Origin of the sequence: Pseudomonas sp. RC3H12 (assembly GCF_018596375.1) — a bacterium.
Classification (GTDB): domain Bacteria; phylum Pseudomonadota; class Gammaproteobacteria; order Pseudomonadales; family Pseudomonadaceae; genus Aquipseudomonas.
Genome location: NZ_CP075595.1, coordinates 3,755,719 through 3,772,934, shown reverse-complemented (window position 1 = coordinate 3,772,934; position 17,216 = coordinate 3,755,719). Strand labels below are relative to the sequence as shown.

The following is a 17,216-nucleotide window of genomic DNA, read 5'->3' as shown; positions in this document are numbered from 1 at the left end:
CAGTCTCTTTGCCGGTAGGTGTCATCGCGGGGCAAGCCCGCTCCCACGATGAAATACCCGCGATTTTTTTGACCCGCAAGTCCGGTTCCACCGCCCGGCAGCATTGGCTTAGAGCGGGTGCCGAAAGCCTGCGAATTAGGCTAGAATGCACGGCCTCTAAGCACACCCCTTCCTGAGGCTGTCCCGACGATGTTGATCCTGCGCGGCGCTCCTGCCCTTTCTGCCTTTCGCCACGGTAAGTTACTCGAGCAACTGAGCCAGAAAGTCCCCGCTGTTACTGGTTTGTATGCCGAATTCGCCCACTTCGCCGACGTCGACGGCGAGCTGACCGCCGACCAGCAGCAGGTGCTGGGCCGTCTGCTCAAGTACGGCCCGAGCGTGCCGGTACAGGAGCCGAGCGGCCGCCTGTTCCTGGTCGTGCCGCGCCTGGGCACCATCTCGCCCTGGGCATCCAAGGCCAGCGACATCGCCCACAACTGCGGCCTGCAGTCGATCCAGCGCCTGGAGCGCGGCATCGCCTACTACGTCGCCGGCAGCATCAATGACGCCGACGCCCAGGCCATCGCCGCCGAGCTGCACGACCGCATGACCCAGCGCGTGCTGGGCAAGCTGGAAGACGCCGCCGACCTGTTCAGCCACGCCCAGCCCAAGCCGATGACCTCGGTCGACATCCTGGCCGGTGGCCGCGCCGCCCTGGCCCAGGCCAACATCGACCTGGGCCTGGCCCTGGCCGAAGACGAGATCGACTACCTGGTTGCCGCCTTCCAGAACCTTGCGCGCAACCCGAACGACATCGAACTGATGATGTTCGCCCAGGCAAACTCCGAGCACTGCCGCCACAAGATCTTCAACGCCAGCTGGGACATCGACGGCCAGGCGCAAGAGAAGAGCCTGTTCGGCATGATCAAGAACACCTACCAGATGCACAGCGAAGGCGTGCTGTCGGCCTACAAGGACAACGCCTCGGTGATCGTCGGCTCGGTGGCCGGCCGCTTCTTCCCGAACCCTGAGACCCGCCAGTACGGCGCGGTGCAGGAGCCGGTGCACATCCTGATGAAGGTCGAGACGCACAACCACCCGACCGCCATCGCACCGTTCTCCGGCGCCTCCACCGGCTCCGGCGGCGAAATCCGCGACGAAGGCGCCACCGGCCGTGGTGCCAAGCCCAAGGCCGGCCTGACCGGTTTCACCGTCTCCAACCTGCGCATCCCCGGTTTCGAGCAGCCTTGGGAAAAGCCGTACGGCAAGCCCGAGCGCATCGTCGACGCCCTCGACATCATGATCGAAGGCCCGCTGGGCGGCGCCGCGTTCAACAACGAATTCGGTCGCCCGGCCCTGACCGGCTACTTCCGTACCTTCGAGCAGGGCATCAACACCCCGCACGGCGAGGAAGTCCGTGGCTACCACAAGCCGATCATGCTGGCCGGCGGCATGGGCAACATCCGTGAAGACCACGTGCAGAAGGGCGAGATCACCGTCGGCGCCAAGCTGATCGTGCTTGGCGGCCCGGCCATGCTGATCGGCCTGGGCGGCGGCGCTGCTTCGTCGGTTGCCACCGGCGCCAGCTCCGCCGACCTGGACTTCGCCTCGGTGCAGCGCGAGAACCCGGAAATGGAGCGCCGTTGCCAGGAGGTCATCGACCGCTGCTGGCAGCTGGGTGACAAGAACCCCATCGCCTTCATCCACGACGTCGGCGCCGGCGGTATTTCCAACGCCTTCCCCGAGCTGGTCAACGACGGTGGCCGCGGTGGCCGCTTCGAACTGCGCAACGTGCCCAACGACGAGCCGGGCATGGCCCCGCACGAGATCTGGTCCAACGAGTCGCAGGAGCGCTACGTGCTGGCGGTCAGCGCCGAGGACTTCGAGCGCTTCCGGGCCATCTGCGAGCGCGAGCGTTGCCCGTTCGCGGTGGTCGGCGAGGCCACCGAAGAGCAACACCTGACCGTTACCGACAGCCACTTCGACAACACCCCGGTGGACATGCCGCTGGACGTGCTGCTGGGCAAGCCGCCGCGCATGCACCGTTCGGTCACTCGCGAAGCGGAGCTGGGCGATGAGTTCGACCCGAGCACGCTGGACCTGACCGACTCGGTCGAGCGCGTGCTGCGTCACCCGGCCGTGGCCAGCAAGAGCTTCCTGATCACCATCGGCGACCGCACCATCACCGGCCTCGTGGCCCGCGACCAGATGGTCGGCCCGTGGCAGGTACCGGTGGCCGACTGCGCCGTCACCGCCACCAGCTTCGACGTCTACACCGGCGAAGCCATGGCCATGGGCGAGCGTACCCCGCTGGCCCTGCTCGACGCCCCGGCGTCCGGGCGCATGGCAATCGGCGAAACCCTGACCAACCTGGCTGCCTCGCGCATCGAGAAGCTGTCCGACATCAAACTGTCGGCCAACTGGATGTCCGCCGCCGGCCACCCGGGCGAAGACGCCCGCCTGTACGACACCGTCAAGGCCGTCGGCATGGAGCTGTGCCCGGAGCTGGGCATCACCATTCCGGTCGGTAAAGACTCGATGTCGATGAAGACCCAGTGGAGCGAAGCCGGCGAGCAGAAGAGCGTCACCTCGCCGATGTCGCTGATCATCACCGGCTTCGCCCCGGTCACCGACATCCGCAAGACCCTGACCCCGCAGCTGCGCATGGACAAGGGCGAGACCGACCTGATCCTGATCGACCTGGGCCGCGGCAAGAACCGCATGGGCGCCTCGATCCTGGCGCAGACCCACGGCAAGCTCGCTGCCCAGGCGCCGGACGTCGACGACGCCGAGGACCTCAAGGCGTTCTTCGCGGTGATCCAGGGCCTCAACGAAGACGGCCACCTGCTGGCCTACCACGACCGTTCCGACGGTGGCCTGCTGACCACCGTGCTGGAGATGGCCTTCGCCGGCCACTGCGGCCTGGATGTGGAGCTGGGCACCCTGACCAGCAAGCGCGAGAAAGTCGCGGCCATCCTCTTCAACGAAGAGCTGGGCGCGGTGATCCAGGTCCGTCAGGACGCCACGCCGGATGTGCTGGCGCAGTTCAGCGCCGCAGGCCTGGGCGAGGATTGCGTCGCGGTGATCGGCCAGCCGATCAACAACGGTGAAGTGCTGATCAAGTTCGAAGGCGAAGAGCTGTTCAAGGGCGACCGTCGCCTGCTGCAGCGCCAGTGGGCCGAGACCAGCTACCAGGTCCAGCGCCTGCGCGACAACGCCGACTGCGCCGACCAGGAGTTCGACGCGCTGCTCGAGGAGGACAACCCAGGCCTGTCGGTCAAGCTCGGCTACGACGTCAACGAAGACATCGCCGCGCCGTACATCAAGAAAGGCGTGCGCCCGCAAGTGGCGATCCTGCGCGAGCAGGGCGTCAACGGCCAGGTCGAGATGGCCGCGGCCTTCGACCGCGCCGGCTTCGCCGCCGTCGACGTGCACATGAGCGACATCCTGTCTGGTCGTGTCGATTTCGAAGCGTTCAAGGGCCTGGTGGCCTGCGGCGGCTTCTCCTACGGCGACGTGCTCGGTGCCGGTGAGGGCTGGGCCAAGTCGGCGCTGTTCAACGCCCGTGCCCGCGATGCCTTCCAGGCCTTCTTCGAGCGTACCGACAGCTTCGCCCTGGGCGTGTGCAACGGTTGCCAGATGATGTCCAACCTGCACGAGCTGATCCCGGGCACCGAGTACTGGCCGCACTTCGTGCGCAACCGCTCGGAGCAGTTCGAAGCCCGTGTGGCCATGGTCGAGGTGCAGAAGTCCAACTCGATCTTCCTGCAGGGCATGGCTGGTTCGCGCATGCCGATCGCCATCGCCCACGGTGAAGGCCATGCCGAATTCGCCAGCGAAGAGGCACTGCTGGAAGCCGACCTGTCCGGTTGCGTGGCCCTGCGCTACGTCGACAACCACGGCAAGGTCACCGAAGCCTACCCGGCCAACCCGAACGGCTCGCCGCGCGGGATCACCGGCCTGACCAGCCGCGACGGCCGCGTGACCATCATGATGCCGCACCCGGAGCGTATGTTCCGCGCCGTGCAGAACTCCTGGCGCCCGGATGAGTGGCAGGAAGACGCAGCCCTGATGCGCATGTTCCGCAATGCACGTGTGTGGGTGAACTAAGGCGTGTACAAGCTCGCCTTCTTCGTCCCCGACAGCCATGTCGAAGTGGTCAAGGCCGCCGTGTTCGCCGCTGGAGGCGGGCGCATTGGCGACTATGACCACTGCGCCTGGCAGACCCTCGGCCAGGGCCAGTTCCGCCCGTTGCACGGCAGCCAGCCGTACCTCGGGCAGACCGGTCAGGTCGAGGTGGTCGAGGAGTGGAAGGTGGAGCTGGTGGTGGCTGATGCGCTGATCGCCCAGGTGGTCGCTGCGCTCAAGCAGAGCCACCCGTATGAAACACCTGCCTATGAGGTCTGGCCGCTGGCCGATTTCTAGGAAAACGTTGAATGACATCGCGGGGCAAGTCGCATCGGCGCACCGCCGCTCTCACGAAGCAAATTCGTGGGAGCGGCGGTGCGCCGATGCGACTTGCCCCGCGATGCTTTTCAGCCTTGCAAGGCGGCGCCCAGCGCAGGCGCCTTGCCACCTACCAGCAGATGCCACACGCCGCCCGCCTGCGGACTCACTCCCAGGCATCCCAAGGCAGCCAGGTGATCCTGTGCCACCTTGCTCTCATCCCTGACTTGCACCCGCACCCGGCTCGAGGCCACGCACTGCGCTTCCAGCAGATTGTCGCGCCCGCCCAGGGCCTGCAGCCATTCATCCACGACGACCGCCTCGGTGACCACGGCGGTCTTCTCGGCCACCGGTGCCGTCACCCGCGCATGGGGTAGCTCACCACGGATCTCATCGGCCAGCGCATCGGCCATCGGCCCCACCACCACCTGCAGGCTACCGCCGCTGCCAGGCCGTACCACCGCCATGGCGCCGAGGGCTTTCAAGGCCTGGTCCTGGGCCAGGCCGCGATCGGCCAGTACCAGACGCAGGCGCGTGGTGCAGGCATCAACGCCTTGCAGGTTGGCGGCGCCGCCCAGTGCGTCGATAAAGCGCCGCGCCCTGGGCGCATCCGCGCTGGCGGCCGCTTCGTTGCCGGGTTGCTCCTCGCGCCCTGGCGTCTTGAGGTCGAAGCGGCGGATACAGAAGTCGAACACGAAGTAGTAGACCACGGCATACAGCAGGCCTACAGGGAACACCAGCCAGCCGTTGCTTGAGCGCCCCCAGCCCAGGGCCATGTCGATGGCGCCGCCGGAGAAGGTGAAGCCCAGGCGGATGCCCAGCAGGTCGCAGACCGCCATGGACACCCCGGTGAGCAGCGCGTGGATCAGGTACAGCAGCGGCGCGAGAAACATGAAGGCGAACTCGATCGGCTCGGTCACCCCGGTCAACGCCGAGGTCAGTGCCATCGACAACAGCACGCCACCGATCAGCTTGCGCCGTGCCGGCACGGCGTGGCGGTACATGGCCAGGCACGCGGCGGGCAGGCCGAAGATCATCACCGGGAACATGCCGGCCATGAACTGCCCGGCGTGCGGATCGCCAGCGAAGAAGCGCGCCAGGTCGCCGGTTACCACCTGGCCGCTGGCCGCCTGGAAACTGCCGAACACGAACCACACCAGGTTGTTGAGGATGTGGTGCAGGCCGGTGATGATCAGCAGCCGGTTGAGCACGCCGAAGAAGAATGCGCCGATGCTGCCGCTCTCCAGCATCAGTTGGCCGAGGTCGTTGATGCCATGCTGGATCGGTGGCCAGATAAGTCCGAACAGCAGCCCGAGGAACACCGCCGACACCCCGGTGGCAATCGGCACGAAGCGCCGGCCGCCGAAGAACGCCAGGTAGTCGGGCAACTGGATGTCCTTGAAGCGGTTGTACAGGCCGCCGCCGAGCAGACCGCAGATGATCCCGGCGAGCATGCCCATGTCGATCTTCGGGTCGATCACCTTCAGCGTCGCCACCAGCACCAGGTAGCCGATGGCCCCGGCCAGCCCGGCGGTGCCATTGTTGTCGCGGGCGAAGCCCACGGCGATGCCGACGGCGAAGATCAGCGCCAGGTTGGCGAAGATCGCTTGCCCTGCGTCATGCACCAGGGCGATGTCGAGCAGGTCAGTGTCGCCCAGGCGCAGCAGCAGGCCGGCGATGGGCAGGATGGCGATGGGCAGCATCAAGGCGCGGCCGAGCCGTTGCAGGCCCTGGATGAAGTGCTGGTACATGGTGCGCTCCGATTATTGTTGTAGGGCCGCGGCGGCGGTCGGTTGGGCATGGGACTGGGCGGTGAAGTCGCGGCAGGCCTGGCGCACCGTGGCGGCGCTGGACAAGCCCAGCAGGCCCTGGCTGAAGCGGCGGCAGGCGGCGGCGTCGAGTTGACGGACCTGCGCCTTGATCTCGCCGATCTGCGGCGCGCTGACCGACAGCTCGGCCACGCCCAGCCCGACCAGCACCGGCGTGGCCAGCGGGTCGGAGGCCAGCGCGCCGCACACGCCGACCCAGCGCCCGTGCTTCGCCGCGCCCTGGCAGGTCAGCTCGATCAGGCGCAGCAAGGCGGGGTGCAAGGCATCCACTCGCGCGGCCAGGCCGGCGTGATCGCGGTCCATGGCCAAGGTGTACTGGGACAGATCGTTGGTGCCGATGGAGAAGAAGTCCGCGTGTTCGGCGAGGCGCTCGGCGAGCAGCGCCGCGGCGGGGACTTCGATCATCACCCCCAGCTCGGCGCTTTGCGCGATGCCCAGCTCGCCGGCCAGCCGGTCCAGGCGCTGGCGGATGGCGATCAGCTCGTCGACTTCGGTCACCATCGGCAGCATGATCCGGCAACGCTGTTGCGGGCTGACTTGCAGCAGCGCGCGCAACTGCTGGTCAAGCAACTCCGGGCGCACCTGGCCCAGGCGGATGCCGCGCAGGCCCAGCACCGGGTTGGCCTCGGCCGGCAGGGGCAGGTAGTCGAGCTGCTTGTCGCCGCCTACATCAATGGTACGGATGATCACCGGACGCTCGCCCATGGCATCAAGCACGGCCTGGTAGGCGCTGCGCTGCTCCGTCTCGTCCGGCGCGGTGGGGCGGTCGATGAACAGGAACTCGCTGCGCAGCAGGCCGATGCCGTCGGCGCCTTGGGCCAAGGCCTCGGCGGCCTCCTCGGCACTGGCGACATTGGCGGCGACCTCGATCACTTGGCCATCACGCGTGCGGGCGCTTTGCTGGGCGGCGGCCTGCTGGCGCTGGCGGGTTTCGCGGCGCTGTTGCACATGACGCTGCACCTCGGCCAGGCGCTGCGCATCAGCCTCGGTTTCCAGGCGGCCCAAGTCGGCGTCCAGCACCAGCGGCGTGCCGGTGGGCAGTTCCAGCAGCGCTTCGCCTACGGCCACCAGGCACGGCAGGCCGCGGGCGCGGGCAAGGATGGCGACGTGCGAGGTGGCGCCGCCGGCGGCCATGCACAGCCCGGCGACCTCATGGCGGGCCAGTAGCAGCAGGTCGGAGGGCGTCAGTTCATGGGCGACGACAATGGCCGAGGGCGGCAGGCGCAGTTGCCGGGTTTCACCAAGCAAGGCCCGCAGAACACGCTGCTGCAGGTCGTACAGGTCGTTGGCGCGTTCGGCCAGCAACGGGTTGCCCAGGCTACGCAGGATCTGGCATTGGGCATCGATGGCACGGCTCCAGGCATGGCTGGCGGCGACGCCGTTGGCGATATGCTGGCGGGCGTCGCCGAGCAGGGCCGGATCGTCGAGCAAGGCCAGGTGGGCCTCGAGGATCGCGGCTGCGTCCTCCTGGCCGCGCGGCAGGTGGCGCCAGTCGCGGTCGATGGCGTGGCGCACGTCGGCCAAGGCCGTGTTCAACGCGTGGTGCTGTGCGGCGGGGTCGTTGTCGCCGTTGTCGGGCGGCAGGCTGACCCCGTCCAGCCGGGCCAGCGGCCCTTGGGCCAGGCCGGGGGCGGCGCAGACACCGGTAAGCATGCCGGGCCCGGCAGCGGGCTTGGGCATGGCGGTGCTGGTTGGCGCATGCGCGGCATGGCGCTCACCGACCGAGGCCGTCTGTACGGCGGCGATCAACGCCTGCAGCGCGACCTGGCTGTCCGGCCCGGTGCAGATCAGTTCGACTTCGGCACCTTCGCCAACACCCAGGCCCATGACCGCCACCAGGCTGTCGAGGTCGGCCTCGCGCTCGGCGAAGCGCAGCATGGCTCGGCTCTGGAAGCCTTGCGCAGTCTGGCGCAGCAAGGCGGCGGGGCGGGCGTGCAGGCCGCCGTGATGAGCGACCCGGGCATGACCGCGCGCGCTTTCATGGCTGACCGGCCGGGCATTCGCTTCGCGAGCCATGGCCTCGACCTCCAGCAGCGCCGCGCCAAGTTGCGCATTGCCTGCCTCCAATCGCCTCAGGCCAAAGCCAGGGCCATTGCTGATCAGCATCACCGTAACCAGGCTGACACAGTGCTGCGCCACTTGGTCCATGTCGAAGCGCACCAGCGGCTGGCCTTGGCTGACCTGGTCGCCCAGCGCCACCAACGGCGAGAAACCACGGCCCTGCAGTTGCACGGTGTCGACACCGATATGCAGGAGGATTTCCGCGCCGTTGGTTGCGCGCAGGGTCAGCGCGTGGCCGGTGCGGGCCAGTTGCACCACCTCGCCGGCACACGGGGCGTGCAGCACGTCGTTGAGTGGGTCGATGGCGACGCCGTCACCGAGGGTGGCGCTGCTGAACACCGGGTCTGGCACTTGCTCCAGCGGCACCAGCGGCCCGGCGAGCGGGGCATGGAGGATGATCTTGTTATTGTCGGGCATGCGCTGTTCCTCGCGGCTTCACTGCGTGCAGGTCACTTTGCTCAGGTGGCGCGGCTGGTCGGGGTCGAGGCCACGGGCCTCGGCCAGGGCCGCGGCCATGACGTAGAAGCTCTGGATCGCCAGCAGCGGGTCCAGGGCCGGGTGTTCGGCGCAGCTCAGGGTGAGGTCGCGCCCGGCGATATCGGCCGGCGCCGCCAGCAGCACATTTGCGCCGCGCTGACGCATGTCGGCGGCCAGTTGCAGCAGGCCGGCCTGCTCGACGCCGCGCGGGGCGAACACCAGCAGCGGGTACTGGGCGTCGATCAGCGCCATGGGGCCGTGGCGCACCTCGGCGCTGCTGAAGGCCTCGGCCTGGATCACCGAGGTTTCCTTGAGCTTGAGCGCCGCTTCCTGGGCGATGGCAAAGCCGGCGCCACGGCCGATCACCATCAGCCGTTCGGCATCGCGCAAGGTGTCGAGGGCCGGGCTCCAGTCCTGGGCGGCGGCTTCACGCAATTGCGCGGGCAGGGCAAGGCCGGCTGCCAGCAGGGCGCGGTCCTGGCCCCAATGGGCGACCAGGCGGGCGCTGGCGCTCAGGGTGGCGACGAAGCTCTTGGTCGCCGCCACCGACAGCTCGGGGCCGGCGCCCAGCGGCAGGTGGTGCTGGCAGGCCTGCTCCAGCGGCGAGCCCTCGGCATTGACCAGCGACACGGTGGTCGCGCCGCACTGGTTCAGGCGACGCAGGCTGTCGACCAGGTCCGGGCTCTGCCCCGACTGCGAGAAGCCCAGCGCCACCTGGCCGCGCACCCGCAGCGGCGCCTGCTGCAAGGTCACCACCGACATCGGCAGCGAGGCCACTGGCAGGCCGAGTTGCTGCATGGCGACATAGGCGAAGTAACTGGCGGCGTGATCCGAACTGCCGCGGGCCACGGTCAGCGCCACCTGCGGGTCGAGCCGGCGCAGCTGTTCGCTCAGGGTTTCCAGGCGCGGGTCCAGCGCCTGGTTCTGTCGTTCGACGACATCGGCGCAGCTGCGGGCTTCTTCGAGCATCCTTGAGCTCATGCGGTTTCTCCTTCGACCATCACGGCGGTCAGGTTCAGTTGGCGATCGAGCAGCACCGCGTCGGCCCAGGCGCCCGGTTGCAGGCGGCCACGGTCGGCGATACCGAGGTAATCGGCGGGGTGGCGGGACAGGCGCGCGGAGGCCTCGGCCAGGGGCAGGCCGATCTTCACCAGGTTGCGCAGGGCCTGGTTCATGGTCAGGGTGCTGCCGGCCAGGGTGCCGTCGGGCAGGCGCACGCCGCCCAGGCACTTGGTCACGGTGTGGCTGCCCAGGCGGTATTCGCCGTCGGGCATGCCGGCGGCGGCAGTGGAGTCGGTGACGCAGTACAGGCACGGGATCGCGCGCAGGGCCACCTTGATCGCCCCGGGGTGCACGTGCAGCAGGTCGGGGATCAGCTCGGCGTAGCGGGCGTGGGCCAGGGCCGCGCCGACGATGCCCGGCTCGCGGTGGTGCAGCGGGCTCATGGCGTTGTACAGGTGGGTGAAGCTGCTGGCGCCGGCTTCCAGCGCCGCCACGCCTTCCTCGTAGCTGCCCAGGGTGTGGCCGATCTGCAGTCGGATGCCGCGCTGGCTCAAGGCCTGGATCAGCGGCAGGTGCCCGGCGATTTCCGGGGCGATGGTGATGACCTTGATCGGTGCCAGGGCCAGGTATTCCTCGACCTCGTCGAGTAGCGCCTGGTGGGCGAAGTTCGGCTGTGCGCCGAGCTTGCCGGGATTGATGTACGGGCCTTCCAGATGCACGCCGAGAATGCGCGCGCCCTGGCGCGGTTGCTTGAGGTGCGCGCCCAGTTCGCCCAGCACGCGGGCCAGTTCCTCGCGTGGCGCGGTCATGGTGGTGGCCAGCAGCGAGGTGGTGCCGAAGCGCCGATGGGTGCGGGCGATGGTGGCGAAGGCCTCACCGCCCTGCATGATGTCGCTGCCGCCGCCGCCGTGCACATGCAGGTCGATGAAACCGGGCAACAGGTAGGGCAGGTCGTTGGCCTGCGGGTCGCACGGCGTGCCCTCGATGGCCTGTATGCGGCCGTTTTCGAGGTGCAGTTGTCCGCGCACCCAGCCGTCGGGGGTGAGGATGTTGGCGATGTCCATGGAGGCTCCGGTCAGCGTCGCAGTTCGGCGACGAAGTCGTAGTAGTCGTTGCGGCAATAGGTGTCGGTCAGCTCGATGGCGGTGTTGTCGTCGAGGTAGCCGATGCGGGTCATCAGCAGCATGGCGGTGCCGGGGGCGATGCCCACCTGGGCGGCCAGTTCGTCGCTGGCGTTGATCGCGCGGATATGTTGCAGGGCGCGGACCACCGGGCGGCCGAGCTGGTCGAGGTGCTGGTACAGCGAATCGCCGATGGCCTGTGGGTCGCCGAGCAGGCGGGCGGGCAGGGTGCTGACCTCCACCGCCATGACGATGTCGTCGGCCTTGCGCAGGCGCTTGAGGTGGGCCACCTGGTCGGTGGGCGACAGGCCGAGGCGGATCAGTTCGTCGCTGCTCGGCGTGCCGATGCTGCGCTCCAGCCACTGCGAGCTGGGCACGAAGCCTTTCATGCGCAGCATTTCGCTGAAGCTCGACAGGCGTGACAGGGGTTGTTCGAGGCGTGGCGTGATGAAGGTACCGGAGCCCTGGATGCGCTGGATCAGGCCTTGTTCGAGCAGGACTTCCAGGGCCTTGCGCGCGGTGACCCGGGAGATGTCCAGGGTTTCGCTGAGGGTGCGCTCCGAGGGCAGGGCCTGGTCGGCGGTCCACTGGCCGGCGTGGATGGCCTGCTCCAGGTTGCGTGCCAGCTGTAGGTAGAGCGGGGTGGCGCTGGTGTCGTCGGGGCGCAGGGCGGTTAGAGGACGCATGGGCGGTGTCCGGTATTGTTGTGGGATGAAAATTAATACCACTTTAATACCAGGTCAATACCACTGGTCTGGATTGGTGTGTCGATAGGGATGTATGTCGATAGATATTTGGCGCCTATGAGATCGAGCGCCGCCCGCGCGGCGCTCGGTCTCACAGGCGCAGCCCTCCTATCGATGAACGCCCCGTCCCCCAAATCTCCTGTCAGATATTTCCGAACCTGAAACCAAATGCTTCAGCCAGAAAAGCTTGGGAACTATCCTACGTGCTTGCCGGAAGCTGCTGCGTTGTCGGGGAAAGACCCCAGGGATAACTTCACCGGGTCGCCACATTGTGGTGACAGGGTGTGAGAACCCGCATCACGAAGAACGCCGCTCTGCTATGGCAGCCGTGCGCGGGCAGGCTCTGCCTGACCGGTTTTCTTCGTGACCGGGTTCTCACTCCGTGTACGGCTGCCACCCAATCATGTGAGAACGATCAAGTGGCGGTTCCTGTTAATCACGAAGGAACTTCCCAATGAAAAAACGCGTACCTGACCCACCCCGTCTCGCACCCTTTATCAGTATCCGTCCCACGCTCGCCCGCGAGGAGGCGATGGCCGCCGCCGTCGAGGTAGCCACTGCCATCTCCGATGTGCTCGATATCTACTTCCAGACCGAACCCGGTGAAGTTCAGGACCGTCTGTTCACCGCCAGCGACTACCTCGGCCAACTGGCTTGCGCCCTGCTCGAACACAAGCCGGAGCTGCGACCATGACTCGCGGACATACCGCAGGTCGCACGATCTGCCTGGACCTGTTCAAGGTCGAGCCGGGTGTTTCCTTCGAGGACGCTTTCAGCGAGTTGTCGGTGCTGCTCGGCTGCATCCGCCACCTGACTTGCGAGGCGGAAATGGAGGGTGACCTGCTGGCCGGCAGCTCGGCGCGGATCCTCAGCGCCATGGCCAAGGCGCTGATCGATGACATGGAGGTGGGGTTGAACCGTTCTGGTTGAGCTGATGGCCCTATCGCGGGGCAAGCCCGCTCCCACGCAGAGAGTGCAAATGTGCGATTGGCGTGGGAGCGGGCTTGCCCCGCGATAAGGCCGGTACAGCTTTACTCCGCCCGGCGCACCAACCCACACGCCAGCAACCCCACCTCGAACAGCACCCACATCGGCACCGCCAGCATGGTCTGGGAAAACACATCCGGCGGCGTCAGGATCATCCCCACCACGAAGCAGCCGACGATCACATAAGGCCGGCTGCGCCGCAGCGTGGCCACGTCGGTCAGCCCCGCCCAGACCACGATGAAGGTCGCCACCGGGATCTCGAAGGCCAGGCCGAACGCCAAAAACAGCGCCAGGATGAAGTCCAGGTACAGGCCGATGTCGGTCATCATCGCCACCCCGTCCGGGGTCACGCTGGCGAAGAAACCGAACATCATCGGGAACACCAGGAAGAACGCGAACGCCATGCCGCCGTAGAACAGCACGATGCTCGACACCAGCAGGGGCAGGGCGATGCGCCGTTCGCGGCGGTACAGCCCCGGGGCGATGAAGCCCCAGGCCTGGTGCAGCAGCAGCGGCATGGCGACGAACAGCGCGCACATCGCCGTCAGCTTGAACGGCGCAAGAAACGGCGAGGTGACGCTGGTGGCGATCATGCTGGCGCCTTCGGGGAGGTAACGGCGCAGCGGTTCGGAAATGTGCGTGTACAGCGTCTGGGCAAAGGGGAACAGCCCGCAGAACACCAGCGCGATCACCAGCAGGCAGCGCACCAGGCGCTTGCGCAGGTCGCGCAGGTGATCGGTCAGTGGCATGCGCGTCGCCTGGTCGAGAGCGAGGGACATCAAGCGCTCTCCTTGGCATGGGCGACTGGTGTCGGGTCATTGGCCGGCGTCGCGTCGAGCTGGATGCCCTGGCGCAGCTCCTGCTCCAGGCGCTGCAACGGCGCGGCATCCAGGGCGGGCATGTCGATCTCCCGTTCCACCTGCGCCTTCAACGCATTCAGTGCCCGACGGGCCTGGCCCAGCCCACGACCCAGGGTCCGCGCCGCCACCGGCAGGCGCTCGGGGCCGAGCACCAGCAGCGCGACGATGCCCACCAATAGCAGTTCGGTGAAGCCGATCTCGAACATCAGGCCTGACGATCCGTTTGCGTCTGCTGCACCGGCTGATTGTTCAGCACCTGCGGCTGTTGCTCGACAGTGTTGTCGGCAGTGCCGCCCATGGCCTTGCGAAAGCCCTGGATCGCCTCGCCGACATCACCGCCCAGCCCCTTGAGACGCTTGGTGCCGAACAGCAGGAAGACGATCAACAGCACGATCACCAATTGCCAGATTCCAATGCCACCCATGTAAGACCACTCCTGTCAGGTCAAAGAAAAAGGAAGGCCAATCCTGCCCTGCGCAGATGACGGGCACATGACTGCCATCTGCCTGCAACAACTGGCGTGTTGACTGGCGCTTTTCAGCGGCCACGGGAAGACAGGGATGGGGCGCAGGCGACAACAGGGCGCGGCACTGCTGATGGTGCTGGTGGTACTGGCGATGCTCGCAGCGGGGCTGGCCTGGCTGGTGGAGGATGGCCGGCGCCAGGTGGACGCGGTGCGGCTGCTGCACCAGCGGGTGCAGGTGCGGGCCATGGAGCAGGCGGGGCTGGCCTACGCCTCCCAGGCCCTGCGTGATCCGGCCTGGCGCGCCAGCCCGCTGTTCTGGCAGGCCCTGCGTGGGCAGCCGCTGGCCTATGATTTTGGTGCCGGCAAGGCACAGTTGCGGGTGATCGACCAGCACAGCTGCTTCAACGTCAACGCCCTGCTGGGGGAGGATGGCCCACGGGCCGAGCGCCAGTTGCGCCAGCTGTTGGGCGATGACATGGCTGCAGAACGGCTGGTCGATGCCCTGGCCGACTGGCTGGATGCCGACAGCGATGCCCGCCTGCAGGGCGCCGAGAGCGCCCAGTACCTGCGCCAGCAACCACCGCGACTGGCGGCCAACCAGCCGATGCTCGACACCAGTGAGCTGAACCTGCTGCTGGAGCCGGACAGTGGTCGGCAAGGCCGCTATCGAATGCTCTGCGCGCTGCCGTCGACCAGCGGCTGGCGGCTCAATGCCAATGCCCTGGGGTTGGAGCATCTGCCGTTGCTGGAGGCGATGTACGAAGGACGGTTTTCCCGTTCGATGCTCAGCCGCGTGATCAGTGGCCGCCCGGCGGCCGGGTATGTCGATGCCGCGGCCTTGCGCCAGGCGCTGGGGGCGGTGGATGACGAGACCTTCGCCCGGCTAAGCGAAGGGTTGCTGCTCAACAGCGGCCATTTCGTCCTGCAGCTGTCGTTCGAAGAAGAGGGGCGCACGCTGCGCAGCCAGTTCCAGATCGAGGCGCTGGGCGTGGTGCAATGGCATGCGCGGGTGCCGGCGCAGCAGGTGCGGGTCAGGGGCAGGGAGGCGGTGGCCTGGTAGAAAAAATCGCGGGACAAGTCGCATCGGCGTACCGATGCGACTTGTCCCGCGATTGAGGTGAAAGCTGATCGATCAGACGGTGCCGATCTCCCCGCCATCATTACGCTGGATCACCACCGTCGAAGCCCGTGGCCGCACCGAGGTGCCGGCCGGCGTGACGTCGGTGGCCTTGTCGGTGCTTGGCCAGTTGTCTGGGTGCTGGATGTTGACGAACATGGTCTTGTTGTCCGGGGTGAAGGCAATCCCCGTCACCTCGCAGCCATTCGGCCCGACGAAGAAGCGGCGCAGGTCCACCTGGTTGGTGGCGTTGACCGGGACCTGCTTGCCGTTGGCGTCCACCAGGTCGGTGGGGATCACTGCCAGCACCTGGTCGTTGGTGTAGCTGGTCAGGGTGGCCTCGCCGTTGTCGGTCTCGAACCACAGTACGCCGCGGCTATCGAAGCTCATGCCGTCGGGGCTGGCGAACTGGTTCAGTTCGGTCAGGCCCGAGCGGTTGATGTCTGGCGCACCGGCGGCGTTGGCGCCGAACACGAAGATGTCCCAGGTGAAGGTCTTGTGGTCGTCGCTGTCGTGCCAGCGGATGATGTGGCCGTGGCGGTTCGGCCCGCGCGGGTTGGCCGCGTCGACCTTGGCCGCGGTGCGCGCGCTGTTGTTGGTCAGGGTCAGGTAGACATCACCGTTGAGCGGGTTGACGGCGGTCCACTCGGGGCGGTCCATGGGCGTGGCGCCCACGGCGTCGGCAGCGCCACGGGTGTTGAGGATGATGCCCGGCAGGTCGCCGAACTGCGCGCCCAGGGTGCTGCCGGCGGTGGTCGGGGTGGCCACGTCGAGCAGCAGCCAGGCGCCGGTGCCGTTGGCATCGAAGCGGGCGACATACAGCTTGCCCTTGTCCATGTACTTGGCGCCGGTGGCCAGGCGGTCGGCCGGATTGGCGTCGGCCGGGTCCCACAGCGCGTCGGAGACGAACTTGTATAGGTATTCGTTGTTGGAGTCGTCGCCGGTGTACCAGACCAGCGGCTTGCCGGCCACCGGCAGGCCCGGGCAGCAGCCTTCGTGGCGGAAGCGGCCCAGGGCGGTGCGCTTCACCGCCAGGGTGTTGTTAGTGTACGGGTCGATCTCGACAATGTAGCCATAGGTGCTGGCTTCGTTGCGGAAGTCGTCGGTGGCGCTGGCGCCGCTGGGGGTGATGTCGAAGCGGGCGAATTCGCCGGCCACTTCGCTGGCATCACCCGCCGCGGTTTCCCACTTGTACTGGCCGCTGCTCGAAGAGACGCCGATACGCACCTGGTCGGCCGGGCGCACACCCTTGTTGACGAAGATGCCGGGCCAGTTCTCCTCGCAGGTCAGGTAGGTGCCCCACGGGGTGTAGCCGTTGCCGCAGTTGTTGTTGGTGCCGCGGCACTGGGTGCCGGTGGGTGAGAACTTGGTCTTGACGTGGTCGGTGCCGCGCATCGGGCCTGCGATATCCATCAGCGAGACGGTGGTGAAGCGGCGGTTGAGCGGGTCGTTGTCGACCACCTGCCATCGCCCGGCGACCTTGCTGATGCGCACCACGCCGGCGCCATGGGCGTTGATTTCCTTGCGCACCTCTTCGACCGGGCGCTTGCCGGCGACGGTGGTGGGGCCGGCCGGGTGCAGGGCGGCGGTGTCGATGTATTCAAAGTTGATCGCCAGCAGGCCATCGCTGGAGCTGCCGTTGATGGGGAAGAAGTGCATGCCGTCGTGGTGCATGCCCATGGCGTTGGCCTGGTCGGTGGAGGTGTTGCTGCCGTCGGCCTTCCATGGGTTGGCGGTGGCGTTCAGCGGCGTGCCCCAAGGGGCCAGCACGTAGGCGCTGTAGCCGGCGGCGACCACGCAGGCGTCGGTGCGCGAGCCGGCGATGGAGTTGAAGCCCAGCTTGAGTTTGGGTTTCTCCGGCTGCGGCGCTGGATCGTCGTGATCCGAGCCGCCGCCGCTGTCGAAGCAACCGGTCAGGCCGGCACCGGCGATCATGGCGATGGCCGCGCCGAGGCTGCCGCGCACCACGGAGCGACGGCTCAGGTAAGTGTCCATGACACTGGCCATCGGCAGGTTGCCGCTCTGGTTGCGGTCCAGGTTATCGCCGGTATCTCGACTCATCAGGGTGTCCTTTTTTTGGCTGAGTTGAAGGAAACCGCGACTGTAGAGGGCAAGTATGATGATT

At 67.3% G+C, this 17,216-nt stretch carries 14 protein-coding genes; 5 read left to right on the top strand and 9 right to left on the bottom strand.

What is annotated here, in order from left to right:
* Window positions 1-189: 189 nt before the first annotated feature.
* Together purL and KHO27_RS17095 are read left to right on the top strand one after the other, a co-directional pair.
* Complete coding sequence (gene purL, locus KHO27_RS17100) at window positions 190-4,089, top strand: phosphoribosylformylglycinamidine synthase (RefSeq protein ID WP_214500526.1); 3,900 nt, start codon at window positions 190-192, stop codon at window positions 4,087-4,089.
* 3 nt (window positions 4,090-4,092) lie between these two features.
* Window positions 4,093-4,404: a YqfO family protein gene (locus KHO27_RS17095; RefSeq protein WP_023632229.1), complete on the top strand. Its 312-nt coding sequence runs from the start codon at window positions 4,093-4,095 to the stop codon at window positions 4,402-4,404.
* A 110-nt stretch (window positions 4,405-4,514) separates the two neighbouring features.
* Here KHO27_RS17095 and nagE read toward each other — a convergent pair whose 3' ends face one another.
* From nagE to KHO27_RS17070, 5 genes are read right to left on the bottom strand one after another with little or no spacing between them, the layout of a single operon-like run.
* The gene (gene nagE / locus KHO27_RS17090) at window positions 4,515-6,176 is read right to left on the bottom strand and encodes an N-acetylglucosamine-specific PTS transporter subunit IIBC (protein ID WP_111532126.1); all 1,662 of its coding nucleotides are present in this window, start codon (window positions 6,174-6,176) and stop codon (window positions 4,515-4,517) included.
* Window positions 6,177-6,188: 12 nt separating this feature from the next.
* Window positions 6,189-8,732 carry a phosphoenolpyruvate--protein phosphotransferase gene (gene ptsP, locus KHO27_RS17085; RefSeq protein ID WP_214500525.1) on the bottom strand — a complete coding sequence of 848 codons (2,544 nt, stop codon included), beginning with the start codon at window positions 8,730-8,732 and terminating at the stop codon, window positions 6,189-6,191.
* An 18-nt stretch (window positions 8,733-8,750) separates the two neighbouring features.
* A complete protein-coding gene (locus KHO27_RS17080) occupies window positions 8,751-9,773 on the bottom strand; it encodes an SIS domain-containing protein (protein WP_214500524.1) in 1,023 nt (340 codons plus the stop codon).
* Window positions 9,770-10,858, bottom strand: coding sequence for an N-acetylglucosamine-6-phosphate deacetylase (gene nagA, locus KHO27_RS17075; protein WP_214500523.1), 1,089 nt, complete (start codon window positions 10,856-10,858; stop codon window positions 9,770-9,772). Before nagA ends, KHO27_RS17080 begins: the two co-directional genes overlap by 4 nt.
* 11 nt (window positions 10,859-10,869) lie before the next feature.
* Complete coding sequence (locus tag KHO27_RS17070; RefSeq protein ID WP_038706720.1) at window positions 10,870-11,601, bottom strand: GntR family transcriptional regulator; 732 nt, start codon at window positions 11,599-11,601, stop codon at window positions 10,870-10,872.
* A 514-nt stretch (window positions 11,602-12,115) separates the two neighbouring features.
* Here KHO27_RS17070 and KHO27_RS17065 point away from each other — a divergent pair.
* Both KHO27_RS17065 and KHO27_RS17060 read left to right on the top strand, forming a co-directional pair.
* A complete protein-coding gene (locus KHO27_RS17065) occupies window positions 12,116-12,355 on the top strand; it encodes a hypothetical protein (protein WP_094011672.1) in 240 nt (79 codons plus the stop codon).
* Window positions 12,352-12,591: a DUF3077 domain-containing protein gene (locus KHO27_RS17060; RefSeq protein WP_214500522.1), complete on the top strand. Its 240-nt coding sequence runs from the start codon at window positions 12,352-12,354 to the stop codon at window positions 12,589-12,591. Before KHO27_RS17065 ends, KHO27_RS17060 begins: the two co-directional genes overlap by 4 nt.
* Window positions 12,592-12,692: 101 nt before the next feature.
* Here KHO27_RS17060 and tatC read toward each other — a convergent pair whose 3' ends face one another.
* The 3 genes from tatC to tatA are packed head-to-tail and all read right to left on the bottom strand — an operon-like array spanning window position 12,693 to window position 13,932.
* The gene (tatC, locus tag KHO27_RS17055; protein WP_110699809.1) at window positions 12,693-13,427 is read right to left on the bottom strand and encodes a twin-arginine translocase subunit TatC; all 735 of its coding nucleotides are present in this window, start codon (window positions 13,425-13,427) and stop codon (window positions 12,693-12,695) included.
* Window positions 13,427-13,714, bottom strand: a complete 288-nt coding sequence (gene tatB / locus KHO27_RS17050; RefSeq protein ID WP_046854344.1) for a Sec-independent protein translocase protein TatB — start codon at window positions 13,712-13,714, stop codon at window positions 13,427-13,429. The genes tatC and tatB overlap by 1 nt, the downstream gene beginning before the upstream one ends.
* Window positions 13,714-13,932 carry a twin-arginine translocase TatA/TatE family subunit gene (gene tatA, locus KHO27_RS17045; protein WP_214500521.1) on the bottom strand — a complete coding sequence of 73 codons (219 nt, stop codon included), beginning with the start codon at window positions 13,930-13,932 and terminating at the stop codon, window positions 13,714-13,716. Before tatA ends, tatB begins: the two co-directional genes overlap by 1 nt.
* 136 nt (window positions 13,933-14,068) lie before the next feature.
* Between tatA and gspK the strand changes: the two genes are divergently transcribed.
* Entirely contained in the window at window positions 14,069-15,034 is a 966-nt protein-coding gene (gene gspK, locus KHO27_RS17040; RefSeq protein WP_110699807.1) for a type II secretion system minor pseudopilin GspK, read from the top strand.
* Window positions 15,035-15,106: 72 nt separating this feature from the next.
* Here the strand turns inward: gspK and KHO27_RS17035 are convergent, their stop codons facing one another.
* Entirely contained in the window at window positions 15,107-17,152 is a 2,046-nt protein-coding gene (locus tag KHO27_RS17035) for a PhoX family protein (protein ID WP_214500520.1), read from the bottom strand.
* Between the last annotated feature and the right edge of the window lie 64 nt (window positions 17,153-17,216).